The organism is Pseudomonas sp. 02C 26 (assembly GCF_002843585.1).
GTDB lineage: Bacteria > Pseudomonadota > Gammaproteobacteria > Pseudomonadales > Pseudomonadaceae > Aquipseudomonas > Aquipseudomonas shirazensis.
In genome coordinates, this window is the sequence record NZ_CP025262.1 from 182,793 (window position 1) to 209,187 (window position 26,395).

At 65.2% G+C, this 26,395-nt stretch carries 25 protein-coding genes; 1 reads left to right on the top strand and 24 read right to left on the bottom strand.

The genetic code is table 11. The features are described from left to right. Window positions 1–6 precede the first annotated feature (6 nt). The 20 genes from CXQ80_RS00850 to CXQ80_RS00945 are packed head-to-tail and all read right to left on the bottom strand — an operon-like array spanning window position 7 to window position 17,956. The gene (locus tag CXQ80_RS00850) at window positions 7–1,233 is read right to left on the bottom strand and encodes a beta-ketoacyl-ACP synthase (protein WP_101315535.1); all 1,227 of its coding nucleotides are present in this window, start codon (window positions 1,231–1,233) and stop codon (window positions 7–9) included. After that, the gene (fabG, locus tag CXQ80_RS00855) at window positions 1,233–1,961 is read right to left on the bottom strand and encodes a 3-oxoacyl-ACP reductase FabG (protein WP_101315537.1); all 729 of its coding nucleotides are present in this window, start codon (window positions 1,959–1,961) and stop codon (window positions 1,233–1,235) included. The genes CXQ80_RS00850 and fabG overlap by 1 nt, the downstream gene beginning before the upstream one ends. Continuing rightward, window positions 1,954–2,424, bottom strand: coding sequence for a hotdog family protein (locus tag CXQ80_RS00860; RefSeq protein WP_101315539.1), 471 nt, complete (start codon window positions 2,422–2,424; stop codon window positions 1,954–1,956). Before CXQ80_RS00860 ends, fabG begins: the two co-directional genes overlap by 8 nt. Then, window positions 2,421–3,614: a beta-ketoacyl-[acyl-carrier-protein] synthase family protein gene (locus tag CXQ80_RS00865; protein ID WP_101315541.1), complete on the bottom strand. Its 1,194-nt coding sequence runs from the start codon at window positions 3,612–3,614 to the stop codon at window positions 2,421–2,423. The genes CXQ80_RS00860 and CXQ80_RS00865 overlap by 4 nt, the downstream gene beginning before the upstream one ends. Beyond that, window positions 3,611–4,096: a hypothetical protein gene (locus tag CXQ80_RS00870; RefSeq protein WP_101315543.1), complete on the bottom strand. Its 486-nt coding sequence runs from the start codon at window positions 4,094–4,096 to the stop codon at window positions 3,611–3,613. Before CXQ80_RS00870 ends, CXQ80_RS00865 begins: the two co-directional genes overlap by 4 nt. Then, window positions 4,093–4,824, bottom strand: a complete 732-nt coding sequence (locus CXQ80_RS00875) for a class I SAM-dependent methyltransferase (protein WP_101315545.1) — start codon at window positions 4,822–4,824, stop codon at window positions 4,093–4,095. Before CXQ80_RS00875 ends, CXQ80_RS00870 begins: the two co-directional genes overlap by 4 nt. Then, window positions 4,821–6,068 carry an NAD(P)/FAD-dependent oxidoreductase gene (locus CXQ80_RS00880; protein ID WP_101315547.1) on the bottom strand — a complete coding sequence of 416 codons (1,248 nt, stop codon included), beginning with the start codon at window positions 6,066–6,068 and terminating at the stop codon, window positions 4,821–4,823. Before CXQ80_RS00880 ends, CXQ80_RS00875 begins: the two co-directional genes overlap by 4 nt. Beyond that, window positions 6,055–7,212, bottom strand: coding sequence for a sodium:proton antiporter (locus tag CXQ80_RS00885; RefSeq protein ID WP_101315549.1), 1,158 nt, complete (start codon window positions 7,210–7,212; stop codon window positions 6,055–6,057). Before CXQ80_RS00885 ends, CXQ80_RS00880 begins: the two co-directional genes overlap by 14 nt. Continuing rightward, complete coding sequence (locus tag CXQ80_RS00890; protein WP_371918894.1) at window positions 7,209–9,569, bottom strand: MMPL family transporter; 2,361 nt, start codon at window positions 9,567–9,569, stop codon at window positions 7,209–7,211. Before CXQ80_RS00890 ends, CXQ80_RS00885 begins: the two co-directional genes overlap by 4 nt. Then, the gene (locus CXQ80_RS00895) at window positions 9,520–10,119 is read right to left on the bottom strand and encodes an outer membrane lipoprotein carrier protein LolA (protein WP_101315553.1); all 600 of its coding nucleotides are present in this window, start codon (window positions 10,117–10,119) and stop codon (window positions 9,520–9,522) included. Before CXQ80_RS00895 ends, CXQ80_RS00890 begins: the two co-directional genes overlap by 50 nt. After that, a complete protein-coding gene (locus CXQ80_RS00900) occupies window positions 10,116–10,541 on the bottom strand; it encodes a thioesterase family protein (protein ID WP_101315555.1) in 426 nt (141 codons plus the stop codon). Before CXQ80_RS00900 ends, CXQ80_RS00895 begins: the two co-directional genes overlap by 4 nt. Beyond that, window positions 10,534–12,072 carry a histidine ammonia-lyase gene (hutH, locus tag CXQ80_RS00905; RefSeq protein WP_101315557.1) on the bottom strand — a complete coding sequence of 513 codons (1,539 nt, stop codon included), beginning with the start codon at window positions 12,070–12,072 and terminating at the stop codon, window positions 10,534–10,536. Before hutH ends, CXQ80_RS00900 begins: the two co-directional genes overlap by 8 nt. Continuing rightward, window positions 12,059–12,997 carry a glycosyl transferase gene (locus CXQ80_RS00910; protein WP_101315559.1) on the bottom strand — a complete coding sequence of 313 codons (939 nt, stop codon included), beginning with the start codon at window positions 12,995–12,997 and terminating at the stop codon, window positions 12,059–12,061. Before CXQ80_RS00910 ends, hutH begins: the two co-directional genes overlap by 14 nt. Continuing rightward, on the bottom strand, window positions 12,994–13,728 hold the full coding sequence (locus CXQ80_RS00915) for a glycosyltransferase family 2 protein (RefSeq protein ID WP_101315561.1): 735 nt from the start codon (window positions 13,726–13,728) through the stop codon (window positions 12,994–12,996). Before CXQ80_RS00915 ends, CXQ80_RS00910 begins: the two co-directional genes overlap by 4 nt. After that, window positions 13,721–15,400: an AMP-binding protein gene (locus CXQ80_RS00920; protein ID WP_101315562.1), complete on the bottom strand. Its 1,680-nt coding sequence runs from the start codon at window positions 15,398–15,400 to the stop codon at window positions 13,721–13,723. The genes CXQ80_RS00915 and CXQ80_RS00920 overlap by 8 nt, the downstream gene beginning before the upstream one ends. After that, entirely contained in the window at window positions 15,397–15,942 is a 546-nt protein-coding gene (locus tag CXQ80_RS00925; protein WP_101315564.1) for a hypothetical protein, read from the bottom strand. Before CXQ80_RS00925 ends, CXQ80_RS00920 begins: the two co-directional genes overlap by 4 nt. Beyond that, window positions 15,939–16,193, bottom strand: a complete 255-nt coding sequence (locus CXQ80_RS00930) for an acyl carrier protein (RefSeq protein ID WP_101315566.1) — start codon at window positions 16,191–16,193, stop codon at window positions 15,939–15,941. The genes CXQ80_RS00925 and CXQ80_RS00930 overlap by 4 nt, the downstream gene beginning before the upstream one ends. An 8-nt stretch (window positions 16,194–16,201) precedes the next feature. Then, entirely contained in the window at window positions 16,202–16,474 is a 273-nt protein-coding gene (locus CXQ80_RS00935; protein WP_101315568.1) for a phosphopantetheine-binding protein, read from the bottom strand. Next, window positions 16,449–17,261 (bottom strand): 1-acyl-sn-glycerol-3-phosphate acyltransferase, encoded by an 813-nt coding sequence (locus CXQ80_RS00940; protein WP_101315570.1) that lies wholly within the window; start codon window positions 17,259–17,261, stop codon window positions 16,449–16,451. The genes CXQ80_RS00935 and CXQ80_RS00940 overlap by 26 nt, the downstream gene beginning before the upstream one ends. Next, window positions 17,237–17,956, bottom strand: coding sequence for a beta-ketoacyl synthase chain length factor (locus CXQ80_RS00945; protein WP_256585649.1), 720 nt, complete (start codon window positions 17,954–17,956; stop codon window positions 17,237–17,239). Before CXQ80_RS00945 ends, CXQ80_RS00940 begins: the two co-directional genes overlap by 25 nt. Before the next feature lie 316 nt (window positions 17,957–18,272). Here CXQ80_RS00945 and CXQ80_RS00950 point away from each other — a divergent pair, with 316 nt between their 5' ends. Further along, window positions 18,273–19,046: a ParA family protein gene (locus CXQ80_RS00950; RefSeq protein ID WP_101315573.1), complete on the top strand. Its 774-nt coding sequence runs from the start codon at window positions 18,273–18,275 to the stop codon at window positions 19,044–19,046. Here CXQ80_RS00950 and trxC read toward each other — a convergent pair. From trxC to CXQ80_RS00970, 4 genes are all read right to left on the bottom strand, one after another. Further along, window positions 19,043–19,477 carry a thioredoxin TrxC gene (trxC, locus tag CXQ80_RS00955; RefSeq protein ID WP_101315575.1) on the bottom strand — a complete coding sequence of 145 codons (435 nt, stop codon included), beginning with the start codon at window positions 19,475–19,477 and terminating at the stop codon, window positions 19,043–19,045. The two genes, CXQ80_RS00950 and trxC, sit on opposite strands and share 4 nt — an antisense overlap. A 171-nt stretch (window positions 19,478–19,648) precedes the next feature. Then, window positions 19,649–21,109, bottom strand: coding sequence for a protein adenylyltransferase SelO (selO, locus tag CXQ80_RS00960; RefSeq protein WP_101315577.1), 1,461 nt, complete (start codon window positions 21,107–21,109; stop codon window positions 19,649–19,651). Window positions 21,110–21,184: 75 nt separating this feature from the next. Next, on the bottom strand, window positions 21,185–24,502 hold the full coding sequence (mscK, locus tag CXQ80_RS00965) for a mechanosensitive channel MscK (protein ID WP_101315579.1): 3,318 nt from the start codon (window positions 24,500–24,502) through the stop codon (window positions 21,185–21,187). Between the two features lie 47 nt (window positions 24,503–24,549). Then, on the bottom strand, window positions 24,550–26,292 hold the full coding sequence (locus CXQ80_RS00970; RefSeq protein WP_101315582.1) for a potassium/proton antiporter: 1,743 nt from the start codon (window positions 26,290–26,292) through the stop codon (window positions 24,550–24,552). Between the last annotated feature and the right edge of the window lie 103 nt (window positions 26,293–26,395).

Sequence of the window (26,395 nt, forward strand, 5' to 3'; positions counted from 1 at the left end):
GTGTGTTCAGGGCCAGCGGCGGAATATCAACGAGGTGTTGACGCCGCCGAAAGCGAAGTTGTTGTTCATCACATGCTGGTTGCTCATCCTGCGAAACTCGCCGCGCAGGTAGTCCAGCTCGCCGCAGCGGGGATCGATTTCATCCAGGTTGAGGGTGTGCGCATACAGGTCGCTGTTCATCATCTCGATGCTGAACCACGACTCCAGCGCGCCGCAGGCGCCGAGGGTGTGGCCGAGAAAACTCTTCTGCGAACTGATCGGCATGTGCGGGCCGAACAGGCTGCTGGTGGCCAGTGTTTCGGCAATATCGCCCTGTTCGGTAGCGGTACCGTGGCCGTTGACGTAGCCGATGGCCTCTGGCGCCAGAGCAGCGTCCTCCAGGGCCAGCTCCATGGCCCGGCGCATCGTGCTCTGCTCGGGGCGGGTGGTGTGCTGGCCATCGGCATTGCTACCAAAGCCGACGATCTCGGCGTGGATGCGCGCACCGCGGGCCAGGGCATGCTCGAGCTCTTCGAGCACCAGCATGCCGCCGCCTTCGCCGATCACCAGGCCGTCGCGACCATTGTCGTAAGGACGTGGGCTCAGCTGCGGGGTGTCGTTTTTCAGGCTGGTGGCGTACAGCGCATCGAACACCATCGCCTCGGTCGGACAGAGCTCTTCGGCGCCGCCGGCGAGCATCATCGGCAAGCGCCCGAACTTGATCGCTTCATAGGCATAACCAATGCCCTGGCTGCCGCTGGTGCAGGCGCTGGAGGTGGGGATCAGGCGCCCGGTCAGGCCGAAAAAGATGCTGATATTGGCAGCCGTGGTGTGCGGCATCATGCGCACGTAGGAGTTGGCGTTGAGGCCATCGGCTACCGAGTTGAGCAACATGTTGCCGAATGCCTTGATCTCGTCGGTGCTGCCGGTCGACGAGCCGCAGGCCACGCCCATGCGGCCATCGCGGATGATTGGATCATCGAGCAGGCCGGCATCGGCCAGCGCCTGCTCGGCCGCAGCCACGGCCAGGCGCGATACCCGGCCCATACTGCGCAACTGCTTGCGGGTCCAGTGGCCGGGCACCTTGAAATCGTCGATCGGGCCAGCAAGACGCGTGTTCAACTCGCTGAAGCGATCCCATTCAGCCATGCGCCGGATACCGCTGCGCTGGTTGGCGAAGTGGCCGGCGATGGTCGCCCAGTCGCTGCCCAGGGAGGTGATGCCGGCCATGCCGGTGACGACTACGCGACGCATCAGCACAACCCTCCGTTGACCGCCAGCACCTGGCGGGTGATGTAGGCGGCTTCCGCCGACATCAGGAAATTGACCACGCCGGCGACTTCCTCGGGCGTGCCCATGCGTCCGGCAGGAATCATCTTCATCAGCTCGTCGACCGGCACGTGCTCATCGAGCATGGCGGTGTCGATCAGCCCTGGGGCGACGCAGTTGACGGTGATCTGACGTTTGCCCAGCTCGATCGCCAGCGCCTTGGCCGCGCCGATCACGCCGGCCTTGGAGGCACTGTAATTGACCTGGCCGCGGTTGCCGATCAACCCCGAAACCGAGGTGATGCAGACGATCCGGCCCGGTTTGCGACGGCGGATCATGGGCATGCTCAGCGGATGCAGAACGTTGTAGAAACCGTCCAGGTTGGTCCGCAGGACCTGGTCCCAGTCAGCGTCGGTCAGCGCCGGGAAGGCGCCATCGCGGGTCAGGCCGGCGTTGCAGACCACGCCATAGTAGGCGCCGTGGGTCTCCACATCCTGTTCGAGGATGGCCCGGCAGGCTTCGCGGTCGGCTACGTCGAACTGCAGCACCCGGGCCTGTTGACCCATGGCGTGGATTTCGCCGGCAACGCCATCGGCTTCGGCACGGCCACTGCGGCAATGCAGCACCAGGTCATAACCGGCACGCGCCAGGCGCAGGGCGATCGCTCGGCCGATGCCGCGGCTCGACCCGGTGACCAGGATGGTATCAGTCATGGCAAGGTTCCTCAGGGGCCGCTTCGGTCAGGTAACCAGCGACCTGTGGCGGGCGATAGACATTCAGGCGGGCGCTGGCATGCAGCCCCGGACCGCGCAGGTGACACTCGAACACACCCATGCCGTTGTCGTCTTCCAGCGAGCGCAGGGCGTGGATGTGCAACTCGGCGCCGGCAGGGAAGTGTTCGACATCACATTGGTAGTTGCGCGTGCCGAGAAGAAACCCCAGCTCCACCGGCCGGCCATCGCGACGGGCGCGGCAACCGGCATAGGCGGCAACGCTCTGCGCCATCAGCTCCAGGCCGAGCCAGGCCGGCAGGCTGCCGTCGGCGCGGTTGAACAGGCCGCCAGGGCGCACTGTGCTGTGGGTGTGGATCTGCTCGTCGTCGCAGCTGTCGACCTGATCGATCAGGATCATGTCGCCGGCATGCGGCAGCAGTTCGGCCAGAGGCCAGGCAATCATGGGGTGTCTCCAACAATCAGGCTGACATTGTTGCCGCCGAAGGCGAACGAGTTGCTCATTATCCGGCGTGGCCGCGCCGCATGCATCCGCTGCGTGCCGTCGACCAGATTAAGGGCAGGCAGCCGCGGGTCGGCCTGGCCGTCCCAGACATGCGGTGGCAACTGGCCGTGCGGGTTGTGCTCACTCAGGCTCAGCCAGCAGAAGGCGGCTTCCAGCGCGCCGGCGGCGCCTAGGGTGTGGCCGGTCATCGGTTTGGTCGACGAGCAGGCCAGCTGCGCGCCGAACAGGCCGTGCACCGCCAGGCTTTCCATGGCGTCGTTGTGCTCGGTGGCGGTGCCGTGCAGGTTCAGGTAGTCGATCTGTTCGGGCGCGAGGCCGGCGTTGTTCAAGGCCAGGGCCATGGTTTGCCGCGCGCCGGCGCCGCTCGGGTCAGGCGCTGAAATATGGTAGGCATCGCTGCTGGCGCCAGCGCCGAGCAGGGCCAGTGAAGGGCCATCGGTATTACGCTCTGCGGTCATCAGAAACAGCGCAGCCGCTTCGCCGATATTGATCCCGTCACGGTTCTGCGAGAACGGATTGCAGCGTGCCTGGCTGATCGCCTCAAGGGAGTTGAAGCCGTTCAGGGTCAGGCCACAGAGGCTGTCAACGCCGCCGCACAGCACCGCATCGCAGACGCCCAGCTCGAGCAGGCGCCGGGCGCTGAGCAAGGCCCGCCCGCTGGAGGTGCAGGCGGTGGAAATCACATAGGCCGGGCCGCTCAGTTGCAGCCAGTCGGCAAGGAACTCTGCCGGCGCGCTGAGGGCTTGCTGGTCGTAGCGATAGTCCGGCGGAAACTGCCCGCTCCGGCGCTGCTGGGCGATGGCTGCGCTGCCCTCGGCAATCCCCGAGGTGCTGGTGCCGAGCACCACCGCGATACGCTGCGCGCCGAACCGGGCGATAGCCTGGCGGATTGCCGGCTCGATCTGCATAGCGGCGCTGTAGAGCAATTGATTGTTGCGGCTGTGCTGCGTTGGCAGCGGCACCGCCGGCAGCTCAGCTTGCACCGCGCCGACGGTCGGACAGCGCTCCGGGATCCACCCAGGTTGGGCCTGCATGCCCGAACAGTCACCGGCAAACAGGCGTGCGGCGACCTCAGCCTGGCCACGGCCGAGGGCGCAGGTCAGGCCCAGCGCATTCAGGTAGGCGGTCATGGCAGGCGCTCGCTGGGTAGGGGGCCGACTAGATAACGCAGGCCGTGGGCCAGTTTCAAGTCAAAAGCGCCCGGCGGCCGATAGCTGACCTGCCAACGCTCGCCCAACCAGCGCTGCTGGCCTCCTTCGCGGGCATCCGGGTAGAGCTGCGCCAGTTGCTCGGAGGGGGTCAGAGCAAACAGCAGCGCGGCAAACAGCTCGCGTGCCGGCGGATTGGGTGGCAACAGGCCGTCGGCCTGCCAGTGTTGACCATCGAACAACTGGCGTGCCTGGGGGATACCCAGCAGATCGAGTAGCGACCAGCGCAGTTGGCCGTTCTCGGCCTGCACCACGAGCATCCAGTCCTGGCGCTCGCCGGCCTGCTCGCGCTGCACGTGCAACTGCTGGGGCAACTGCAACTGCGGCATCTGCACGGGCAGCGGCGCGCGGCTGCTGCAGGCGGCCAGCACCAGGCACAGCGTCGCCAGCAGCAGCGCCCTCATGGCTGCACCAGCGGCTTGCGGGCGACCACATTGACCAGGGTTTCTTCGCGCTGGCCTTGCGCGGGCGGCTTGCACAGGCGCAGCCGTTCGAGCAGGCCGAAGTCCTTGGCGCGGCTCCACCACAGGTACGGGTAGGAGACATTGCGCGCGGTGAAGGCAAAGCCCTGTTCGCGCAGCATCTGCAGATAACCCTCGGCACTCTTCTGTACATGCATTGGGTGGCGGAACAGCCAGCGGATCACCCAGGTGTCGATATAGGCTTCGGTGGATTCGGCGAACAGCAGATAACCACCAGGCTTGAGCACCCGCCAGAACTCGGCGAGGGCCTGCTCCTGTTCCACCAGATGGTGGAAAGTCTGATGGCAGAAGACGATATCGACGCTGGCGTCTGCCAGTTGCAGCTGGGCGCAGTCGCTGCCCAGCAGCTCGACCGTAAGGCCCTGGCGCGCAGCTTCGGCGTCGCTCAGTTGCAGGCTGTGCGGGTCGGCATCGATACCGATCAATCGGCCGGGCGCAAACACTCGCTGCAGATGCTTGAACGATTTGCCCTGGCCGCAGCCGGCATCGAGCAGCACCGGCGCCACTGGCAGCGGGCTGTCGAACAACTGGCGCAGGTCGTCGATCGCCACCCGTAGTACGTGATGCTGCCAGGTGTGGCTGCGCAGGAACCAGAAACCAAAGCGAGTTTCTTCGACATAGCTGGCGCTGAGGAACGGAGGCTGACTCATGCCTGGCCCCTCGCGCAAAGCGCCGCCAGCGTCGCCAGCCGGCGGCGTGGTTCAGCCACGAACGGGTTGCGCTCATCCCAGGCGTAGCCAGCCAGAATCGAGCTGATCATGGCGCGAATCTGCGGCGAGCTGCCGGGGTGATAGATCACGTCCTGGAAGCTGCCGTCATACCAACCCTCGACATAGGCGCGGAAGGTATCCACCCCACGTTTGAGCGGCTCGGCAAACTCCCGCTGCCAGTCGACCGCTTCGCCGCGCAACTGGCGGTCGAGCAGGGCGGCAGCCATGCTGGCCGAGCGCATGGCAATGGTGACTCCGGACGAAAATACCGGGTCGAGAAACTCTGCGGCGTTGCCGAGCAGGGCAAAGCCGTTGCCATGCAGGGTTTTGACATTGGCCGAGTAGCCGCCGATGGTCCGCGCCGGGGTGTCCCACACGGCGTTGGCCAAGACCTTGGCCAGGCTTGGCGTCTGCGCCACGAAATGCTGCAGGCAGGCGTCCAGATCGGTCGGCGCTGCAGCAAAGCGCTCGGCGGCCGCGACGACACCCAGCGAGGCGCGACCGTCGCTGAACGGGATGGTCCAGAACCAGATGTCGCGGTGTTCCGGGTGGGTGGTGATAAGGATCTTGTTGCGGTCGAAGCCGGGCAGATCGATGCGGTCTTCGATGTGGGTGAATACTGCCTGGCGCACCGGGAAATTCGACGGTGCTTCAAGGTCGAGCAGGCGCGGCAACACGCGGCCATAGCCGCTGGCATCGAGGACGAAGTCGGCCTGCACTTCGTATTCGCTGGCGTCTGGCCGGCGTGCGCGCAGGCGTGGCTGCGCAGCGCTCATGTCGGCGCTGATGATCTCGTGCTCATAGCGGATTTCCACGCCCTGGGCCTCGGCCTGGTCGGCCAGCAGCTTGTCGAACCGCGCCCGTTGGACCTGGAAGGTGCTCGGCCGGCCCTGGCTGAAGGTTTCGCCGAAATCAAACGCACTGTACTCATCACCCCAGGCAAAGGCGGCGCCGTCCTTGTACTGGAAACCCGCCGCTTCGAGCGCTTCGAGCATGCCGGCTTCTTCGACGAAGTCGATGCAGTGCGACAGCAGGCTTTCGCCAATGGAGAAGCGCGGGAAGCGCTGGCGCTCGATGACCAGCACGTCGTGGCCGCGGCGCTTGAGCAACGCGGCAGCGATGGCGCCCGAGGGGCCAGCGCCAATGACCACGACCTGGTGGTGTTGCAGTTCACAGTTCGGCATGTGGCCTCCTTGGCGGTGTGAGGGAAGTCTGCGGGATGCGATGCAGGCCGGCGAAGGCAGGCATGAGGGTGGCGATCAGGCTCATCAGCATCAGCGCGAAGTACAACGCCGGGCTGATCAGCTGCTGGGTCAGCAACAGATTGAGAAAAACGATTTCGCTGAGGCCGCGGATGTTCAGCAGCAGGCTCTCGCGCCACTTGCTGGCGCCGGCGAACGAGGCGGTCGCCCAGCTCAAACCGAGCCAGTTACCGAGCAGCTTGCTCAGGATCGGCAGCACCAGCAGCGCCAGCAGCTGGATGGCGTCGAAGCCTGCGAAGGCATGCTGCAGGTCGATCTGGACCACGCCGTAGGTGAGGATCAGCGGCACGGCCAGGCCTTGTTGCAGGCGGCGGTTGCTGGCGTCTGGCAGCGGCAGGCGTAGCTGCAGGCCAAGCACGCGCAAGCAGGCCAGGTAGCCAACGCCGAAGATCAGCGCGTTGAGCCGGTAGTGCTCGGCGGCAAACAGCAGTAGCAGGAACACCAGGCCGTATAGACGGGGCGCGCGCAGGCCCAGCCCTCGCAGCACTACCGGCGTCAGCGCCGCCAGCGCCGGCACGGCCAGGCTGCTCGGCTGCAGGCTGCCCTGGCCCATGCCGAGCAACAGCCAGCAGGCCAGGTCGATGACGATCGCGGCCTGCAGCAGGCGCTGGCTGGCGGCTGGCGGGTAGTCGATGGCGCGCAGGTACAGGTACAGCACTGGGATTGCGGTGATGGCGAACACCAGGCCCATGGCCAGGGCGCTGACCCCGCTCAGTTCAAGCAGCCACAGCGCGCAGGCCAGGCCGCAGGCAAACGGCACGGCGAAGCTGGGCAGGGCGATCTTCAATGCTTGCGGGTCGAGGCGCAGCTGCGCGACGTCAGCAAGAATGTGTCCCAGCAACAGGGCAAAGCTGCAGCCGTAGAGGGTCTTCAGCCAGCTCGGGGCGATCAGCTGGGCGCCGTCAAGCTGCCAGTGCGGTTGTACCCACAACAGCATCAGCAGCGGCAGCACCAGCGCGGCCAACAGCAGCTGGCTGACGATAGGGATAAGCCCCAGGCGTTTGCCGAATGCGCTGGCCACGGCAAACAGGGCCAGGGCCATGAGCCAGAACAGGACGATGCTCATGGCTGCACCGCCGGCGTCTCGCGTGCCGCTGCCCACGGCGCCAGCAGGAAACTGAAGATCAACCCGAGGCTGACGGCCATGCCGAAGTTGCTCACCGCAGGCGTCTGCGACAGCGCCAGCAGGCCGAACGACAGCCAGGTGGTCAGAGCCGCCAGCAAGGTGCCGAGCAAGCTCACCGCAGCCCCGCCGATACGCTCGTGCATGAGGATGGCGTAGTCGACGCTGATGGCCGTGACCAGCAGCAGGCCAAACAGGCTGAACAGTGTCAGCGGCTGCCCCAGCCAACCGAGGCTGGCCAGGCTGCATAACGCTGCCAGCAGCGGCAGGGCGACAATGCGCAGCGAACCGCGCAGGCCGAACGGGACTGCCAGCAGCACCAGGATCAGTGCGCAGGACAGCAGCTTGAGCTCGGCGGCGCTGATCTGGGTGGCGGCGAACAGTTGATTGAGTTCGCCGAGCCGGTCGACCAGTTGCACGCCATCCAGGCCGTCGGTCTGCAAGCGCAGCAGGCTGGCTTCGCTCAGGCCTTGCAGACTGACGATGGCGGCGACGCCGGTGGCGTCCTGGCCAAGCCAGAGCGGTCGCCAGGCTTCAGCAAGCGGACCGGCGAGGGCCTGCTCGATGCTCAGGGGCGGCAACGTTTGCAGCTGTTGCAGCTGGGTTTGCAGGCCGGCTTGCGGCACACCGAGTTCAACCAGCGGCTGCCAGTAGTCGCTCAGGTGGGCCAGCGCCTGCCGGGTTTGCGCCTGCTGCTCAGGGCTGGCGACGATCTGCGAGAGGCTCAGATAACCCTTGAGCTTGCCTAGGTCATGCAGCTCGTCGAGCTTGGCCGACAGCGCCTGCAGGCGCTGGAACAGTTGCTCTTGATCAGCCCCGCGCACCAGGTAGAACTGACTGGTTGGCTGGTAGCCGGTGATGCGTGCGACTGCCTGGGCTTGCTCTTGCAGTTGCGGTGGGCTCGCCACCCATTGGCGGATGTCGTTGCGCGTGTCCAGCTGCCACAGCCCAGCGCCGCAAAACAGCAGCACCAGCACCAGCAGCACTGCGCTGGGCACTCTGCGCAACAGCCGCTCGCGCCAGTCGGTGAGGGCTTGCGCGATGCGTAGCGGCCACTGCGCCGGCTTCAGCTCGACCTGGCCCAGCAATGCCGGCAGCAGGCACACCGCGCACAGGTAGGCGCCGATCAAGCCGGCGGCCGAGAACGCGGCAATCTGGGTCAGGGCCGGAAACGGCGTGAACGCCAGCGCCAGATAACCGATGCAGCTGGTCGCCAGGCTCAGGCTCAGCCCTGGCAGGGTCAGGCGTACCGCCGGCCAACTGCGCCATGGCTTGAGGCTCCAGCTCTTCGACAAGTAATGCAGCGGGTAATCCACCGCTACGCCGATCAGGCTCGAACCGAGTACCAGAGTCATCACGTGCATGTGGCCGAACAGCGCCACGCACACCACCGAGCCGAACAGCATGCCGGTCAGCACCGGCACGAACGCCAGCAGGGCCCGCCAGCGACGAAACGCCAGCAGCAGCAACAACAGAATGCTCAACGTCGCGCCACCGCCGACCCAGGTGATTTCGCGGCTGGCCTGCTGCTGGCCGGCGGCCGCGTACAGCAGGCCACTGGCGGCCAGCAACTGGGCGCCTTGCGGTTCGGCCTGGCGGCGGGCGTCAGCCAGCAGCTCGGCCACCTGCAGCGGTAGCTTCATATCGAAGGCAGTGCCCAGGGTGCGCGCCCGCAGCAGCACCCACTGGCGGCCATCGGCCTGCGCGATCAAGGCGCCACTGGCCGTGTCCAGTTCGATATTGACGGGTTTCGGCTGGCTGTTCTGAATACGCCCGGTCAAGCCCAGCCAGTCGTCCTGGGCAGGCACCAGGCTGAACCCGGAAAACGGGTCGAACAGGCTCTGCACGCGCTGCTCGATGAATGCCGCAGGCCGTTCGCGCAGCTGCGCGCGGTCAGCTGCCGAGAGCATCGCCACGCGGCCGGCGAGCAACTGCTCGCGGACCGCGCCGAGGTCTGTCTGCAGGCTCCACTGCACGCGCTCGAACAGTCCGCTGGCCTGCCATTGGCCGGCCAGTTGCTCGGCAAGGGCCAGCGCTTGCTGGCGTTCGGCGTGGCCAACCAGCACCAGTACCTCGCGGTTCAGTGGCTCTTGCACGCGCAGTTCGGCGCGCTTGACCAGGGCGTCTTCGGTGGCGCCCGGCACCAGCGCCATCAGGTCGGCCGACAACGGCGCGCCGCGCTGCCATTGCCAGCCGGCGATGGCCAGCATCACCAGCAGCAGGGCGAGAAAGCCGCGCGGCAACCAGCGTTCAATCGACAAAATCGCTGCGCTCCGTGTCGCTGAGGGCGGCAGCGCCATGGCTGTCGGTCATGCGCAGCAGCGTGCTGTCGCCCTGGGTTTCACTGAGCTGAATCTGTTCGACGAACTGCCCGCCGCTGATGTCGATGCGGGTGAAGATCTGTTTGAGCAGCAGCGAACGCGGGGTCAGTTGCAGCTGCCAGTGCGTGGCGTCACCGCTCAGGCTCAGTTCGAAGTCGCGCTTGAGACCGGCACTGTCGCCTTGCAGCACGGCAAAGAACAGCCGGTTCTGCTCGGCGCCGGCACTGGCGCTGGGCAGGCGCTGCCAGCCGCTCGGATCACGCCGGGCAATGCCGTTGGCGTCGATCCGGTAGTCCTGGCGCAGCGGCGTCTGCAACAGCCACAACAAACCATGCTCGCGGGCCAGCACGAACTGGCCCTTGCTCAGCAACGGCTGGGGTAGAGCGCGCAGGTGCTTTTCCTGAATGAACGGGCCTTTGACCACGGCCGGCGCGCTGAGCTGGCGCTGCAGGTCATCAAGGCTGAATGCTTGCGCCAGCGGGCTGAGCAGGCTCAGGGCAAGGGTGAGCAGTGCACACAGGCGCTTCATGGCAAAACCCTCTGCACGGCGTCGAGCATGACCTGCGGCGAGGCCAGCTGCATTTCGCCGCTGCCGATGTGCACCGCGACCTGCACCGTGCTCGCGCGGGTCATCCGCTCGCCGGTTTCGGCGTCGCTGATCAGGTAATGAATCTTCAAGCGGTTTTCCCACTCGACCAGGCTCGCGCGCACGGTCAAGCGCTGGCCAAAGGTGGCGCCGCGGATATAACGCAGCTGCAGGTCGATCACCGGCCAGGCATAACCGCTCGCCTGCATCTGCACGTAGTTGTGGCCGAGCTGGTCGAGCAGCGCGCAGCGGGCCACTTCCAGGTATTTGACATAATGGCCGTGCCAGACCACATGCATGCTGTCGACGTCGAAAAACGGCACCAGCACTTCAGTGTCGACGTGGATCACTCCCGCACTACGCATGCAGCCTCCAGTGACGTTGGCCGATGCGCAGCAGGCAGTGGCGCAGGTCGGCTTCCAGCGCGCGATCTTCGATCACCGGGACGAACTCGACGAGCAGGGCTTCGTGCATCTGCGCCAGTGCTGGCGGCAGTGCATGGCTTTCTGCCTGGCGGGCACGCAGCCACACGCCCTGGTTCGCCGCCAGCAGGGTCGCAGCGGCAACCTGCTCGGTCAGCTCCAGCACGCGCAGGGCATCGCGCGCAGCGATGGTGCCCATGCTCACCTTGTCCTGGTTGTGGCATTCGGTGGAGCGCGAGAACACGCTGGCCGGCATGGTCAGCTTGAGCGCTTCGGCGGTCCAGGCGCTGGCGCCGATCTGCACGGCCTTGAAGCCATGGTTGATCATCGCCCGCTCGGCCGGGGCGCCCGACAGGTTGCTTGGCAGGCCGTGGTTGTAGCGGGTGTCGACCAGCAGCGCGAGCTGGCGGTCGAGCAGGTCGGCAACGTTCGCCACCAGGGTTTTCAGGCTGTCCATGGCAAAGGCGATATGGCCGCCATAGAAGTGCCCGCCATGCAGTACGCGCTCGGCGTCGCCGTCGATGATCGGGTTGTCGTTGGCGCTGTTCAGCTCGGTTTCGATAAAACCGCGCAGCCAGCCCAGGCTATCGGCCAGCACGCCCAGTACATGCGGCGCGCAGCGCAGCGAGTAACGGTCCTGCAGGCGGTGCAGCGGTGGCAGCGGGGCGTCGATGGCCAGGTCCTGGCGCAACCAGGCGGCGACTTGTGTCTGGCCGGGGTGCGGCTTGGCGGCGAACAGGCGCTCGTCGAAGTGCTCCGGGTTGCCCTGCAGGGCGATCACGTTGAGGGCGGTGATGCGCGTGGCCAGTTGCAGCAGGTAGTCGGCGCGGGAGAAGGCCAGGCAAGCCAGGCCGGTCATCACCGCAGTGCCGTTCATCAATGCCAGTGCCTCTTTGGGGCGCAGCACCAAGGGCTGCCAGCCCAGCTCGCGGTGCACGTCGGCACTACTGCGGCGCTGGCCCTGGTAGCTGACCTCGCGCTCGCCGGACAGGGTCGCGGCGACGTACGACAGCGGCGTCAGGTCGCCGCTGGCGCCGACCGAACCTTCTTCCGGGATCACCGGCAGGATGTCGTGCTCGAGGAACGCGCGCAGGCGCTCCAGCAACTCCAGGCGCACCCCCGACACGCCGTGGCTCAGCGAGCGCAGGCGGGCCGCCAGCACAGCGCGCACCGCCGGTGCTTCGAGCAGGCGGCCCAGGCCGCAGCCATGGAAGGTGTACAGGTGCTGCGGCAGCGCCTCGACATGCTCCAGCGGCACGGCCACCACGCAGGAATCGCCGTAACCGGTAGTGACGCCGTAGATCACCCCTTCCTTGCTCAGCAGGGTGTCGAGAAAGCGCGCGCCACGAGCGATGCGTTCGCGGTAGGCGGCGTCGTCCTGCAAGTGGGCGCTGGCCCGGCGTTCGGCCAGGGCTACAACAGCTTCGATGGCCAGGTGCGACTCACCGAAAGTTACAGGCTCATGCGGATGCATCGTCGTCGGTCTTCCAGAAAGGGTAGAAGTTGAACCACTGCAGCGGCGCTTGGCTGCAGTAGTGCGCCAGGCGTTGCGCATAGCGCGTGGTCCATTCGGCAATCACTTGGTCGCGCTGGCCGCGGCGCCATTGCACACGCTCGGCAAAGGGTTCGAGGGTGACTCGGTAGCGGCCTTGCAGCTTGAGGCAGAACAGCAGGTTGAGCGGGCAGCCAAGGATCCCCGCCAGCAGCCACGGCCCCTGCGGGAATGCGGCGCGGTGGCCGAGGAAATCCACCTCGACGGTGCGCGCGCCATGCAGCGGTACCCGATCACCGGCAATCGCCAGCCATTCGCCGCGCTCGAGCCGTTCGGACAACTGCAGCATCACTGCCGGGTCCAATTCGCTGACCTGAATCAGGCGCAGATTGGTCGCGCCGGCCTCGCCCAGCAGACGGTTGAAGCGCTCGGCGTGGCGGGTGTGCACCAGCACGTTCATGGTCACCTGCTCGCCCAGTTCGGCCAGCGCCCGGCACACTTCAAGGTTGCCCAAGTGGGCGCCCACCAGCATCTGCCCGCGTTCGCCGCGCAATTGCGTGCGCAGTTGCGCTGGGTCGTCGATTTCGATGTCTTCCAGGCGCAGGCGGCCATTCCATACGTCGAGCTTGTCCAGCAGGGCGTCGGCGAACGCCATGAACTGGCGGAACACCTGCCACTGGCTCGGCGGCGGTGTCTGTCCGCCGTTCCATGCGCTGAGCCGTTGCTGGTATTGCCAGGCACTGCGCCGGGCGCGGCGGCCGAACAGGAAGAAGTAGCCGACGATGACGTGGATCAGCGGGCTCAGCACGCGCCTGCCAAGCAGCCGTACCAGCGTTGCGGTCAGCTTCATCAGCCAGAAACTGCCGCGCTCCTGATGCTGTGCCCAGTGCCGCGAAGGAGTAGTCATGCGCGCCACCTGCGCCAGACGATCAGCGGTGCGCGTAGCAGCATGCCGAAGAACAGCTTGGCGTGCATTGTCGAGATCAGCGCGTTGTCGTGCACCAGGCGAAAGTGCGACAGGCCGTCCTGCGGATAGTGCACGCGGGTTGGCAGCCAGCGCATCGGCTGGTTGCGCCAGGCCAGGCGCACCAGGATCTCCGGATCGAAATCCATTCGCCGGCCAAGCTTGACGCTGTTGATCAGGGCCAGCGTGGCAGGCAGCGGGTAGACGCGAAAACCGCACATGGAATCGGGAATCTGCAGCGACAGGCTGTTGATCCACACCCATACATGGGTCAGGTAGCGCGCATACAGACGGCCCTTGGGCACGCTGGCGTCGTATTGCGGATAACCACACACCAGTGCCTGTGGATCATTCTGCGAAAGCTCAAGAAAACGGCCGACGTCGCCCAGATCATGCTGGCCATCGGCGTCTACTTGCAGTGCATGGCTGAAACCCAGCCGCGCCGCTTCGCGCAGGCCGGCCATCACCGCGCCGCCCTTGCCCTGGTTGACGCTCAGGCTGACCAGATAGATGTCCGTTTGAGTGGCCAGCTGTGCCAGCACTGAGGCGCAGGCGGGGCTGCTGGCGTCGTCAACCAGCACGCAGGGCAGCCCGGCGCGCTGCAGGTCGCTGACTACTGCTGGCAGCGCGTGCTCGTGGTTGTATACCGGGATCACTGCGCAAGGCTTATGCATCGACCGTCTCCATCAGAATGCGGCCGCTGGAGCAGGCCTGCCCGGCGCAGGTGTAGGCGAAGTAGAGTTTGCCGCGCTCGCTGTCCCAGCGCAGGCTCAGCAGCACTTCGTCGCCAGGGCGCACCAGTTGCTGGAATTTGAGCACTTCCATGCCGGCAAAGCGGCGCTGGCCCGGCAGTAGTTCGCTGGCCAGGGCAATCGCCCAGTCGACCTGCACCACACCGGGCAGCACCGGCGTTTTCGGGAAGTGCCCGCTGAAGCAGGCCAGGTCCAGCGGCACGTGCAGTGTGAGCAGGTGCTGGTCCTGCTCCTGGCGCTGTTCGAGCAGCTCTGGCTGCATGCTGCGCGGCGCTTGCAGCAGCGCCTGCACCTGGGCCTCGGGCAGCTTGCCCTGGCTGGTCAACGGCAGCTGGCGCAGCAGTCGCCAGCGCCGCGGCAGGGCGACCGCTTCGCAATGATCGGCCAAGTGCCGTCGCAGGCCTTCGATCAACGCGCGTCGGCCCTGATTGCGCAGGGCGTGCAGGCCGCTGGCCGACAACACCAGCAAGGCGCCGAGGTAGGCGCGGCCCTGTTCGAGCATGCCCAGCCGCGCTTCGCTGACCCAGGCATGGCTGCACAGCGCTTGTTCGAGCAGGGGCAGCGATACGCGTTTTTCTTCCAGCTTGACGATCCGGTCGAGCCGGCCGAGCAGGCGCAGGCGCCCGTCGGTGCTGAACTGGACCGCATCGGCCGTTTGCTCGACATGCCCGACGGGCAGGTAGGGTGAGGCAATGCGCAGGGCGCCGTGCGCGTCCTGGCTCAGGTGCACCTCGGCAAAGGGCTGCCACAGGGTGTCGCCCTGACGCCAGGCGATACCGCCGGTTTCAGAGCTGCCGAAGATCTCGGTCGGCCATTGGCCGAGCAACTGCTGCAGGCGCTGGCCGGCTTCGGCGGGCAGGGCGCCGCCGGAGGTGAACACCCGGCGCACGTGGCCCAGCGCTGGCCAGTCGAGGTTGTCACCCATACGTTTGAGCAGGGCCGGGCTGGCCACCCAGGCGAAGTCTGCATGTTCACGGCTGGCCCGTTGCAGGTCTTCGGGGAACGGCAGTTGGCGGCGCTCGAAGCCGCGCCCCGCGCACAGTGGCCAGAGCACGCGGAACAGCAGGCCATAGATGTGCTGGGTGGCGACGCTGCCAATGATCCAGGCATCGCCCAGGCTGGCGCCCCACAGTGCCTGCAGCGCGCTGACTTCATTGGCCAGTTGGCTCAGCTGCTTGTCGATGCGCTTGGGCTCGCCGCTGGAGCCGGAGGTGCACAGGCTGATCGAGCAGGTGTGCGGGTCGAGGTCGGCTGCCGGCAGTGGCTCACCGAGCAGGCTGAGCAATGAATGATCGCCGGCCTGGTCGCTGAGCCACAGGTCGACCTGCTCGCTCCAGCGCGCCCGCGTGGCGGCTTGCAGATCGGCTGGCAGCAACACGGTGACGCCAGCGCGCCAGGCGCCGAGCAGGGCGATCGCCAGCTCGGCGGCGTCTTCCAGGTGCACCGCCAGGCGCTGCACGCCGCGCTGCTGCAGGCCACCGGCGAGGCGCAAGGCCTGGGTGCACAGCTCGGCGTGGTCGAGCGCCGGCGCCTGGGTCACCTGGCGCGGCGCATCCAGCGGGCGCAGCAGGTGGTGAAGATTGATCCAGTTCATGGGCGTCCTCGCACACGTTGTCTTGTCAGCCATTCGCCAGCGAACAGCAGGCCCATCGCGATATAGGCGATCAGGCCGTTGTACAGGGTCCACCAGCTCAGTGGCGCCCACAGGGTCAGGCCCGCTGCGATCAGCCCGTTAAGCAGAAAGAACAGGCACCACACCTGCGTCACCCGGCGGGTGTACTGCACCGCGCGCGCTGGCAAATCAGGCTCTTGCAGGCGTGCCAGGCGCTCGGCCATGGGCATGCCGTGGAGCAGGCTGGAGCCGAACAGGCCGAGCATGAAGGTGCTGATCAGCACCGGGTACCAGCGCAGCAGTTGGGCACTGTCGCTCAGCCCGAGCAGGGCGCAGAAGGCCAACGCCAGCGCGGCCATGCACAGGCTGGCCGGGCGGCGCGGCGCGCTCAAGGCGCGGGCCAGCCACAGGCCACCCAGCAGCAGGGCGAACTGCCACGGGGCAAAGTGCGCCAGGCCGAAATGCACGGCAAACGGGTACAGCACCCCAGCCACGACCAGACCGAGGCCGATCAGGCGTTTCATGCGGCCGGGTTGACCAGGCGGAACACCGCTTCGACCACATCATTGACGGTGCGCACGGCCTTGAACTCTTCGGCGGCGATTTTCTTGCCGGTCTGGCGCTTGATGTGGTCGATCAGGTCGATCGCATCGATGCTGTCGATTTCCAGGTCCTGATACAGGTTGGCGTCCAGGGTTACGCGCTCTGGCTCCAGCTCGAACAGCTCGACCAGCGCATCGCGCAAAATATTGAAGATGTCTTCGCGGGTTTGCATGTGAGTTCTCAGGCGGCGTTGCGGGCAGTGACGAACGCCGCCAGTGCGGCGACGCTGCTGAAATGGTTGCGGGTGTCCTTGGCGTCGGCGTCGATCTTGATGCCATAGCGCTTCTGTATCGCCAGACCGAGCTCGAGAGCGTCCACCGAGTCCAGGCCCAGGCCGTCGCCAAACAGCGGTTGCTGGTCGTCGATGTCGTCCACGGCTATGTCTTCCAGGCCGAGTGCGTCGATGATCAATTGCTTGAGGTCACGGTTAAGGTCTTGCTGTGGATCGCTCATCGATGGCGAGCTCCTTGATGTAGTACTGATGCAGATAATCGTTGAGTGCGCGCGACGCCTTTGGCGCAGGTCCGAGGGCGGCGAACGTTTGTGGGTCGATATCGGCGCCGACACTCAGGCTCAAGTGCACGCGGCGCTGAGGGATGCGGTACCAGGGTTCGTTCTTGGTCAGGGTGGTCGGGCTGACCTTGATGGTTACGGGGGTGATGATCTTCGCACCGCGCAGGGCAATCGCGGCGGCGCCGCGATGAAAGGCCGGCGCCTGGCCGGGCGGGGTGCGTGTGCCTTCCGGGAATATCACCAGCGGCTGGCCATCGCGCAGGCATTGCACGGCGTTGTCGAGCATGTCCATGCTGCCATCGTTGCCCAGGTACTGCGCTTCTCTGACCGGACCGCGGGTGAAGGGGTTGTCGAACAGGCTCTGCTTGATTACGCAATTGCCCTGACGCACCAGACCGATGAGAAACACCACATCGATCAGCGAGGGGTGGTTGGCGATGATCATCTGCCCGGGGCGACCGAGGCGCTCGGCGCCGTCGATCTGGTAGGTAAGCACGCCACTGAACCGCATCACCCGTACGAACTGCCAGAACAGCCAGCTGATGGTGTAGCGCGCGCGTTGACGATGACGCACCACTCCGCCCGGCAGGCAACTGAGCAACGGAAACACCAGCAGGCGCAGGCACAGGCCGCCGAGACCAAACAGGCAAAAGCACGCAGCTGTCGCCAGCAGGCGCCAGTAGTAGTGATCGCGGGGCTTGCTCACGGCTGCCGTTGCCAGGTCCATGACCGCCGCTTCCAGGTATGAGTGAAGCAATTCACGCCGTTCAGTGTGGCCTGCAGCCAGTTCAGGGCATGTGGCAGGGCGGCCGGCAACGACTGCGTGGCTGCCGGGCCAGGGCTCAGTTGCCACTGCTGACCCGGGGTGACCAACAGGCCTAGGGCGTAGGCGAAAGGCACATCGTCGACCCAGGCATCGTAGACCGCCGGCGGCAGTTCTTCGCAGACGATCAGCAGCACCGCCGGCGCGCCCTCCGCCAACAGCGCCGCAGCCTCCAGCAGGCCCTGCTCAAGGCCATCGCCGGCGGCGGCGATGGCGGTCATCTCGCTGGTTTCGCCGCGCAGGATCGACCACAGCCCGATTACCGCGTTGTGCACCGACAGGCTGAACTGGGTCGGCGACAACGGTTGCTGATCAGCCAGGTCACTGAGAATGGCAAAGGTGCGCGGGGTTTCGCCATGACGCGAGGCAAATACCAGCGGCAGTGCCTCGTACCCTTCAGCCAGCGGCCAGCCGACAGCAAAGGCCATGCGCGCCAGATTGCTCAGGCGACGGCGCTGCATGGCCGGCAGGAACGAGACGTCTGGCGACGCCGCTTCACTGCAGCTGTGTCGGCTGCCCTGGGCCCACGCCTGCCAGTCGGCAGGCGTCACCAGGCCTGGAGCCCAGGCACGCCATTGGCTGATATCGAAGGTGATCACGGTGCTTTTTATTCCGCCCTGAAGGACTGCCTTGCCGAGGAATGACTCGTAACAACGACCTGACAGGGTTGGCATATTCGCCGAGTGGCGCGCATTATCACGGCGCCAGCGATGTCTAGCAATTGCTGGTTACATAATCGCCATCAGACAAGTTCATTTACGTTTTGCACAACGCCGACATGTGGTGCAGGCAAATTCCGACAAGCGGTGCAGCCCGCATGTCGGCTGCCGTTTGAGCGGCTTAAGCGAAGTGGCGCTGGCCAATGCACGGGCCTCGCCACATACTCGGGCATTCGTTGATACACGGAGGTCTCTCATGCGGCGCGTGGTATTCAATCAGAAAGGTGGCGTGGGCAAATCGAGCATTGCCTGCAACCTGGCAGCGGTCAGCGCCAACGAAGGCTACCGGACCCTGTTGATCGACCTGGACTCCCAGGCCAACTCGACCCAGTACCTGACCGGGCTGACCGGCGACGACATCCCCATGGGCATCGCCGACTTCTTCAAGCAGAGCCTGTCGACTGGGCCGTTCTCGAAGAAGAACAAGGTCGATATCTACGAAACCCCATTCGACAACCTGCACGTGGTTACCGCCACGGCGGAGTTGGCCGACCTGCAGCCCAAGCTCGAGGCCAAGCACAAGATCAACAAGCTGCGCAAATTGCTCGAAGAGCTCGACGAGGATTACGATCGGATCTACATCGATACCCCGCCGGCGCTGAATTTCTATGCGGTATCAGCGTTGATCGCGGCCGACCGAGTGCTGATCCCCTTCGACTGCGACAGTTTCTCGCGCCAGGCGCTGTACGGCCTGCTGGCCGAGATCGAAGAGTTGAAGGACGACCACAACGAAGACCTGCTGGTCGAAGGCATTGTGGTCAATCAATTCCAGTCACGCGCCAGCCTGCCGCAGCAGATGCTCGATGAGCTGATCGAAGAGGGCCTGCCGGTGTTGCCGGTGTACCTGACCAGCTCGGTGAAGATGCGCGAATCGCACCATGCCAGCCTGCCGCTGATCCACCTGGATCCGCGGCACAAGCTGACCCAGCAGTTCGTCGAGCTGCACGCGTTGCTCGAAGAAAACGCCTAAACGCCCTGGCTGCGCAGCCACTCCAGTAATGAGTGGAGTGGAAATGCGCCAGCCTGACGGCTGATTTCGCGACCGTTCTTGAACAGGATCAAGCTTGGGATCGAGCGGATGCCCAGTTGGCTGGCCAGATTGCGGTTGGCTTCGCTATCGAGCTTGGCCAAACGGCAGCGACCGCTCAGTTGCGCCGCTGCCTGGGTGAAGATCGGCGCGAACGACTTGCACGGCCCACACCAGTCGGCCCAGACGTCCAGCAACAAGGGCAGATCGCCTTTGATCTGGCTGGCGTAGTTTGCCTCGCTCAGATCGAACGGCCGGCTCAGCAACACGGCCTGTTTGCAGCGGCCGCATTTGGGCGTGTCGTTCAGGCGCTCGGCCGGCAGGCGGTTGAGGCCGTTGCAGTGTGGGCAGGGGATCACGAGTGGATCGGACATTGTGACTCCTTATGAATGCGATTCTGACCGGAAATTCTGGGGCTGCTTTGCAGCCCTTTCGCGACACAAGGCCGCTCCTACAGTTGACCGCGTACGTCGGTATTGCGCTGTAGGAGCGGCCTTGTGTCGCGAAAGGGGCGCATAGCGCCCCCCGACGTCCTCAAAAGTTACTCACGACGAGCAACTGATTTCCAGATGCTTGCCCCACTCCGGCGGGCGCTCGGCGTAGGCCTGCATGCCCGGCTGTTCTTCGAACGGCCTGCTCAACACCTGATGCAGGCGGCGCACTTCGGTGTAGTCACCGCCATTGGCCGCTTCGATGGCCTTCTGTGCCAGGTAATTGCGCAGCACGTACAGTGGGTTGACCGCATGCATACGCTCGCGGCGGCCCTCGGCGTTGGCTGGCTCGCGCTCACAGCGGGCCAGATAGGTCGCGCTCCAGGCATCGAAGCCGGCCAGATCGACAAAATCGTCGCGTACTACCTGCAGGGCCGCTGCGGCGGGCTGATCGCCAAGCCGGCGGAAGAACAGCGTGTAGTCGACGCCGCCGCTCTGCATACGTTGCAGCAGGGTTTCGACCAATTGCAGGTCGTCGTCCTCGGCGGTAGTCAGGCCCAGGCGGCGGCGCATCAGGTCGAGGTAGTGGGTCTGGTACAGCGGCAGGAACAGGCCCAGCGCCTGCTTCAGTGCCTCGACCTCGACAAACGGAGTCAAAGCCTGGGCCAGTGCGCTGAGGTTCCAGTGGGCGATGGGCACCTGATTGCTGTAGCTGTAACGCCCCTGATTGTCAGAGTGGTTGCAGATGAAGTTGGCGTCGAAGTCGTCGAGGAAGGCAAACGGGCCGAAGTCGAAGGTGATGCCCAGGATCGACATGTTGTCGGTGTTCATCACCCCATGGCAGAAGCCATAGGCCTGCCAGCGCGCGATCAACTCGGCGTTGCGCTCGACGATGGTCTGGAACATCGCCAGGTACGGTTGCTCGGCGCTGCGGCATTCAGGGTAATGCTGCTCCAGCACATGGTCGATCAGCAGCTGCTGCTGTTCTGGCTGGCGGGTGTAATAGAAATACTCGAAGTGGCCAAAACGGATATGGCTCTGTGCCAGGCGCAGGATCATTGCCGCGCTCTCCTGGGTCTCACGCCACACCGGCGTGCTCGAGCCGATCACGCACAGCGCGCGGCTGCTGGGGATGCCCAAGGCGTGCAGGGCTTCGGAACCGAGGAACTCGCGGATCGACGAGCGCAGCACGGCGCGGCCATCACCCATACGCGAATAAGGCGTTTGCCCGGCACCCTTGAGGTGCAGGTCCCAGTGCTCGCCGGCATCGTTGACTACTTCGCCCAGCAGCAATCCGCGGCCATCGCCCAGACGCGGCGTGTAGCCGCCGAACTGGTGCCCGGAGTAGACCATCGCCCGTGGGTCGGCGTCTTGCCAGGACTGGTGGCCGCTGAACAGCTCGGCAAACAGCGGCAGCGCTGCCTGCGCCGGGTCGAGATCGAGCAGGGCCATCGCCGACTCGCTGGCCACTACCACCCGCGGCTCAGCGATCGGGTCAGGCAGTACCTGAGTGGAGAAGGCATCGCCGAGGCGGGCGAAGCGATTGTCGAAGGTCAGTTGGTCTAGGGCTTTCACGGGCCGGCTCCTGGCATGGCGGACGAGGGCCAGGCCCTCGCCGCGAGTGTGCGGTGCATGCCGGTTTGAGTCCAGTCAGAACGGTTGAGTGCCTTCGGGTTTTGTCCCGTCGCCACCTTCAACGGCGATCAGCTTCTGTTTGTGGCCTTGGGTGTCCATCAGGAACACTTCGACCTGGCGCACTGATATCTTGATGTCGTGGGCCTTGAACTCGCGGCTGATGTAGCGGTTGATCTCGTCCAGGGTCGGGTTGCGGTCGCCGAGGTCGCGCACGTGCATGCGCAACTCGTGATCCAGCGAGCTCTCGCCGAAGTTGAGGAAGTACACCAGCGGTTCTGGGTCTTTCAGCACGCGCGGGTTGTCGTGGGCGCCCTTGAGCAGCAGCTCGCGCACCAGGTCCAGGTCCGAGCCATAGTCGATCCCCAGCTTCAGGGTGACCCGGGTGACCGTATCGGTCAGCGACCAGTTGATCAACTGGCCGGTGATGAAGGTCTTGTTGGGGACGATGATGTCCTTGCGGTCGAAGTCGGTGATGGTGGTGGCGCGGATGCGGATCTTGCTCACCGTGCCGGACAGGTTGCCGATGGTGATGGTGTCGCCGATACGCACCGGGCGCTCGAACAGGATCATGATCCCGGAGATGAAGTTGGCGAAGATTTCCTGCATGCCAAAGCCAATCCCCAGCGACAGTGCAGCCACCAGCCATTGCAGCTTGTCCCAGCTGACGCCAAGGGTCGACAAGGTACTGACGAAACCGACCCCGGCAATCACGTAGGACAACAGTGTGGTGGTGGCATAGGCGCTGCCCTGCGCCAGGTTCAGGCGTGACAGCACCAGCACTTCGAGCAGGCCCGGCAGGTTGCCGGCCAGGGCGAAGGTGATGCCGATGATCACCAGTGCGCCGAGCAGGTCACCCAGGCTGATCGGCACCATGCTGGCGGCGGCGCCGGTACCGCTGGTGTACTCGTAAAGGGTGAAGTTGTTGAGGTAGGCGAACACCGAAAGCAGGTCTGCCCAGACCCAGTACAGGCCACCGATGAAGCCGCCGAGCAGGGCCAGGCGGATCAGGCGCAGCGACTGCTGGTTGACCTGTTCGATATCCAGGGTCGGCTCCTCGACGATCACTTCGCCGTCGAGCCCTTCCTTGCTTGCCTGGCGCTTGCTCAGCGCGCGCTGATAGGCCAGGCGCCGCGCGGCAACCGACAGGCCGCGTACGAACGCTGCCTCGATCACCAGCCAGAACAGCAGCAGGTACAAGGTGTAGATCAAACGGTCGGTGAGTTTCAGGGCGGTGTAGTAGTAGCCGAAGCACACGGCCACGAACAACGCCATCGGCAGCGCCGTGAAGGCCACCCCGACGATCTTGCGAAACAGTGACGTGTCGCGGTGCGCCGGGCTACTCAACAGCAGGCGGCTGAGCAACCAGGCCATCAAGGCATAGCAGGTCAGTACGACGCCGATGCCAAGCACGTCACTGGCCAGCGCCGACGGCTGGTGTTCGGCCACGGCGACCACCCCGACCAGCGCCAGCACCACGGTACCCAGACGCCGCACCCAGCCGCGCAGGAACTGCACCTGCGGCTTGTGCCAGCGGAAATGCACCTCGGCCACGCCGCCCGGCGCGAGAATCCGGTAGGCGGTATAGAAAACCAGCCAGGCCTGGGCCAACTGCCACAAGGCGGCGCTCAGGTTGGCATTCTGCCCGCGTGCATCGACCTGGAGGATGTACGCGCACAGTGCCAGGGCCAGGCTCAGCGGCATCGCCAGCAGCACGTTGATCAGCAGCGCCTGCGGCGTGTGCCACTGGCTGTCACGCTTGAAGTGGCCGATGTCCATGTGCACCTTGCTCAGGCGCTGATACAGATAGCGCCGGCGCCATTGCAGGGCGCCGATCAGCAGCAACAGCGGCACGAACAGCAACGGTCGCAGGCTGAGACCCTGCAGCAGTTCCGTGACGCCCGAACCCCACGGCAGGTTGGCCACCTGATCGATCAAGCGCCCGGGCACGCTGCTCAGCCATTCCCAGTCCAGCGGCTTGTTGCTGGGGATCCAGAACATCTGCTCTTCCAGGGTGGTGCGCAACCCCTGAGCGGTGCTGACCAGCTGCTTCTGGTTCAGCTGCAGGGTGATCGATTCGTTGAGCAATGCCGAAAGCTCACGGTTGAGCCGTTCGAGCAGGTCGCTGCGGGTGATGGCCACTTCCAACAGTGCCTTGCGCAGTTCGGGCGTGACGTCCTCGGCAGGCTGGTTGGCGAGCACGCCATCGACGTAGCTGACGGGGCTGCTCATCTGCTCGCGCTGCTGATTGACCTCGAACTGATACAGGCGGATATCGGCGATCTGGTCGGCCAGATCGCGGTCGAGCTTCAAATGCGGCAGGCTCTGTTTTTGCTTGTAGAGGATCTTGGACAGCAACAGGCTGCCCTTGAGCACGTCGATCTGTTCATCAAGCACCTGATCGGCCTGGGTCAGGCTGTCGAGCTGAGTTTTGGTCTTGAGGTTCTGCTGGGTCAGCTCGTTGAGCCGGTCGGTACTCTTGAGCAGGTAGTCGGAGAGCTTGAGGTTGGCGGCGCTCTCATTGGCCAGCAGGACACTGCCGCCGGACTTCTGCGCTTCCAGCGATTGCTGGGTCACCGCTTGCTGCGACTGCGCAAGGCGTTTGTCGTTGATCAGCGTCTGCAGTTGCTGGATTTCCTGCTCCAGGCGCGCGGTGCGCTCGACCAGCAGGTCATGCTGAGCGCTGCCCAGGTCCTGCAGCAGGCCGTTTCCGGCCAGTTCCTGGCGGCGCAGCAGGGTTTGCGCGTTGAGCGAGGCGAGCTCGGCGGCGAGCTGATTGCGTTGGTCGGCGGAGAGGGCCTTGCCAGCGTCCTTGCCGGACTTGAGGCTGCTGTTGATCTGCTGGATGCGCGTCTGGTTGCTGCTGATCTGCGCTTGCGCCCGTTCCGGGCGGGTCTGCGAACTGATCATCAGGCTGTTGGCATCGGCCAGCGCCTTTTGCAGCTCGCCTTGCAGCGTGCTGCGCTCGCTGAGCAGTTGCTCGAGTTGCGGCACGCTCAGGTTGGCGTAGCGCTGGGTGACTGGGGCCGGCTTGCTCGCCTTGAGCTTGGCCAACTCGCGCTGGGCCTCGCTGGTCAAGCGCGGCGCGTCGGCCAACTGCTGCTTCAGCGCCTTGAGCTTGGCCGCGCTGTCCTGCTGGCTGGCGAGCAGGCTCAGGGTCTGCTCGAGCACTTGCTGCAGGCTCTTCTGGTCAGCCTCGGGCAGCTTGCGCTCGGCGATCTTGTCGAGGCTGTTCTGCACGCTGGCAGTGGTCGGGGCCTCCGCAGCGGTGGCGCCGAAAGAGAGGGACAGGCACAGCCCGAGCAGGGCTGCGCGAAGGTGCACGCGCAGGGACATAAGCAGAGTCTTGTCAGGGGTTCGTGTGATACGAGGCAAGTCGAGGGCTACAGGAACAAGCCCGGGCCGGGGCGAGTTCCTTCGGGGAATTTGACGCCGACTTTGTCGATCTTGTTCCCGTCCATGACTGCGACCGTCCAGATTGTGCCGTGCCATTCGATCTGATCGCCTACTACTGGAGCGCCTCCGACCTTTTGTCGGATGAACTGCGCCAGCGCCATATCGGCGTTCAAACCGTCCAGTTGCAGGCCATAAAGTGCTGCCACCTGGCCCAGTTCGGCATCGCCTTCAAGAACGAAGTCGCCAAAGAAGCGCAGGTCCAGGCCACGTTGTGGCGCCTGGCTGAACAGCTTGCCCAGCGCCGGCAGGTTATGCTCGTGGCCGATCACGCAGAGCATGTCGTCCACTTCGAGCACGGTACTGCCGGATGGGTGCAGCAGCTGCTCGCCGCGAAACAGCGCGGCAATCCGCGTGCCTTCGGGCATCTTCAGCTCGCGCAGGGCGGCGCCGATGCACCACTTTTCTGCGCCGAGGCGGTAGACGAACATCTCCCACTCGCTGGTGATGTGTACCTCCAGCGCCGAGCGCGAGATTGGTGCCGGGTCTGGCGGTACCGTGACCTTGAGCAGCTTGGCCATCCACGGCAGGCTGGTGCCCTGCACCAGCAGCGAGATCAACACGATGAAGAAGGCCAGGTTGAAGAACAGCTGCGCTTGCGGCAGCCCCGCCATCAGCGGGAACACGGCCAGAATGATCGGTACCGCGCCGCGCAAACCGACCCAGGCAATGAAGCCCTTTTCGCGGTCATGGAAGGCCTTGAATGGCAGCAGCGCGGCGAACACCGACAGCGGCCGCGCCACCAGGATCATCCACAGCGCCAGGCCCAGCGCCGGCACTGCAATCGGCAGCAGGTCATGTGGCGTGACCAGCAGCCCGAGCACCAGGAACATGCCGATCTGCGCCAGCCAGGCCATGCCGTCGAGCATGTGCAAAATACCGTGGCGGCTGCGGATCGGCCGGTTGCCGAGCACCAGGCCGCACAGATAAACCGCGAGGAAGCCGCTGCCGTGCAGGGCGTTGGTCAGCGAAAACACCACCAGCCCGCCAGCCACTACCAGAATCGGGTAGAGGCCGCTGGCGAGGTTGATGCGGTTGACCATCTGCAGCATCAGCCAGCCGCCGCCCAAACCCAGCAGGCCGCCGATACCGAACTCTCGCAGCAGGTGAGTGAGCAGGCTCCAGTGCAGGCCGGTCTGGCCGCTGGCGATCATGTCGATCAGGGTTACGGTGAGGAATACCGCCATCGGGTCGTTGCTGCCCGATTCGATCTCGAGCGTGGCGGTGACCCGCTCGTTGAGGCCTTTGCCACCGAGCAGCGAGAACACCGCCGCAGCGTCGGTCGAGCCGACGATGGCGCCGATCAACAGGCCCTGGATCAGGCTCAGATCGAACAGCCAGGCCGCGACCATGCCGGTCAGCGCCGTGGTGATCAATACCCCGACCGTGGCCAGCGACAGCGCCGGCCACAGCGCTACGCGAAAGCTCGCCACCCGTGTGCGCAGGCCGCCGTCGAGGAGGATTACCGCCAGCGCCAGGTTGCCCACCAGGTAGGCAGTCGGGTAGTTGTTGAAAATGATCCCGCCGCCGTCGACGCCGGCCACCATGCCGACCGCCAGAATGATGACCAGAATCGGAATGCCCAGGCGCGATGACAGCGAGCTGACCAGAATACTTGCACCCACCAGCAATGCGCCGATCAGGAACAGGCTGTTGATGGTGCTTGCATCCAAGGGCGGTACTCCGGAGAAACGGGGGGACAGGCGGCGCTGTTACGCAGGTTGCGTGCCAACTGATTCTAACCCGAGGCGCTCGCGGGCTGTAAAGCGTTACCGC

What these genes read in the sequence shown, in the direction of transcription:
- CXQ80_RS00850 (WP_101315535.1), bottom strand. Translation starts at nt 1,233, where the DNA reads ATGCGTCGCGTAGTCGTCACCGGCATGGCCGGCATCACCTCCCTGGGC.
- fabG (WP_101315537.1), bottom strand. Translation starts at nt 1,961, where the DNA reads ATGACTGATACCATCCTGGTCACCGGGTCGAGCCGCGGCATCGGCCGA.
- CXQ80_RS00860 (WP_101315539.1), bottom strand. Translation starts at nt 2,424, where the DNA reads ATGATTGCCTGGCCTCTGGCCGAACTGCTGCCGCATGCCGGCGACATG.
- CXQ80_RS00865 (WP_101315541.1), bottom strand. Translation starts at nt 3,614, where the DNA reads ATGACCGCCTACCTGAATGCGCTGGGCCTGACCTGCGCCCTCGGCCGT.
- CXQ80_RS00870 (WP_101315543.1), bottom strand. Translation starts at nt 4,096, where the DNA reads ATGAGGGCGCTGCTGCTGGCGACGCTGTGCCTGGTGCTGGCCGCCTGC.
- CXQ80_RS00875 (WP_101315545.1), bottom strand. Translation starts at nt 4,824, where the DNA reads ATGAGTCAGCCTCCGTTCCTCAGCGCCAGCTATGTCGAAGAAACTCGC.
- CXQ80_RS00880 (WP_101315547.1), bottom strand. Translation starts at nt 6,068, where the DNA reads ATGCCGAACTGTGAACTGCAACACCACCAGGTCGTGGTCATTGGCGCT.
- CXQ80_RS00885 (WP_101315549.1), bottom strand. Translation starts at nt 7,212, where the DNA reads ATGAGCATCGTCCTGTTCTGGCTCATGGCCCTGGCCCTGTTTGCCGTG.
- CXQ80_RS00890 (WP_371918894.1), bottom strand. Translation starts at nt 9,569, where the DNA reads ATGGCGCTGCCGCCCTCAGCGACACGGAGCGCAGCGATTTTGTCGATT.
- CXQ80_RS00895 (WP_101315553.1), bottom strand. Translation starts at nt 10,119, where the DNA reads ATGAAGCGCCTGTGTGCACTGCTCACCCTTGCCCTGAGCCTGCTCAGC.
- CXQ80_RS00900 (WP_101315555.1), bottom strand. Translation starts at nt 10,541, where the DNA reads ATGCGTAGTGCGGGAGTGATCCACGTCGACACTGAAGTGCTGGTGCCG.
- hutH (WP_101315557.1), bottom strand. Translation starts at nt 12,072, where the DNA reads ATGCATCCGCATGAGCCTGTAACTTTCGGTGAGTCGCACCTGGCCATC.
- CXQ80_RS00910 (WP_101315559.1), bottom strand. Translation starts at nt 12,997, where the DNA reads ATGACTACTCCTTCGCGGCACTGGGCACAGCATCAGGAGCGCGGCAGT.
- CXQ80_RS00915 (WP_101315561.1), bottom strand. Translation starts at nt 13,728, where the DNA reads ATGCATAAGCCTTGCGCAGTGATCCCGGTATACAACCACGAGCACGCG.
- CXQ80_RS00920 (WP_101315562.1), bottom strand. Translation starts at nt 15,400, where the DNA reads ATGAACTGGATCAATCTTCACCACCTGCTGCGCCCGCTGGATGCGCCG.
- CXQ80_RS00925 (WP_101315564.1), bottom strand. Translation starts at nt 15,942, where the DNA reads ATGAAACGCCTGATCGGCCTCGGTCTGGTCGTGGCTGGGGTGCTGTAC.
- CXQ80_RS00930 (WP_101315566.1), bottom strand. Translation starts at nt 16,193, where the DNA reads ATGCAAACCCGCGAAGACATCTTCAATATTTTGCGCGATGCGCTGGTC.
- CXQ80_RS00935 (WP_101315568.1), bottom strand. Translation starts at nt 16,474, where the DNA reads ATGAGCGATCCACAGCAAGACCTTAACCGTGACCTCAAGCAATTGATC.
- CXQ80_RS00940 (WP_101315570.1), bottom strand. Translation starts at nt 17,261, where the DNA reads ATGGACCTGGCAACGGCAGCCGTGAGCAAGCCCCGCGATCACTACTAC.
- CXQ80_RS00950 (WP_101315573.1), top strand. Translation starts at nt 18,273, where the DNA reads ATGCGGCGCGTGGTATTCAATCAGAAAGGTGGCGTGGGCAAATCGAGC.
- trxC (WP_101315575.1), bottom strand. Translation starts at nt 19,477, where the DNA reads ATGTCCGATCCACTCGTGATCCCCTGCCCACACTGCAACGGCCTCAAC.
- mscK (WP_101315579.1), bottom strand. Translation starts at nt 24,502, where the DNA reads ATGTCCCTGCGCGTGCACCTTCGCGCAGCCCTGCTCGGGCTGTGCCTG.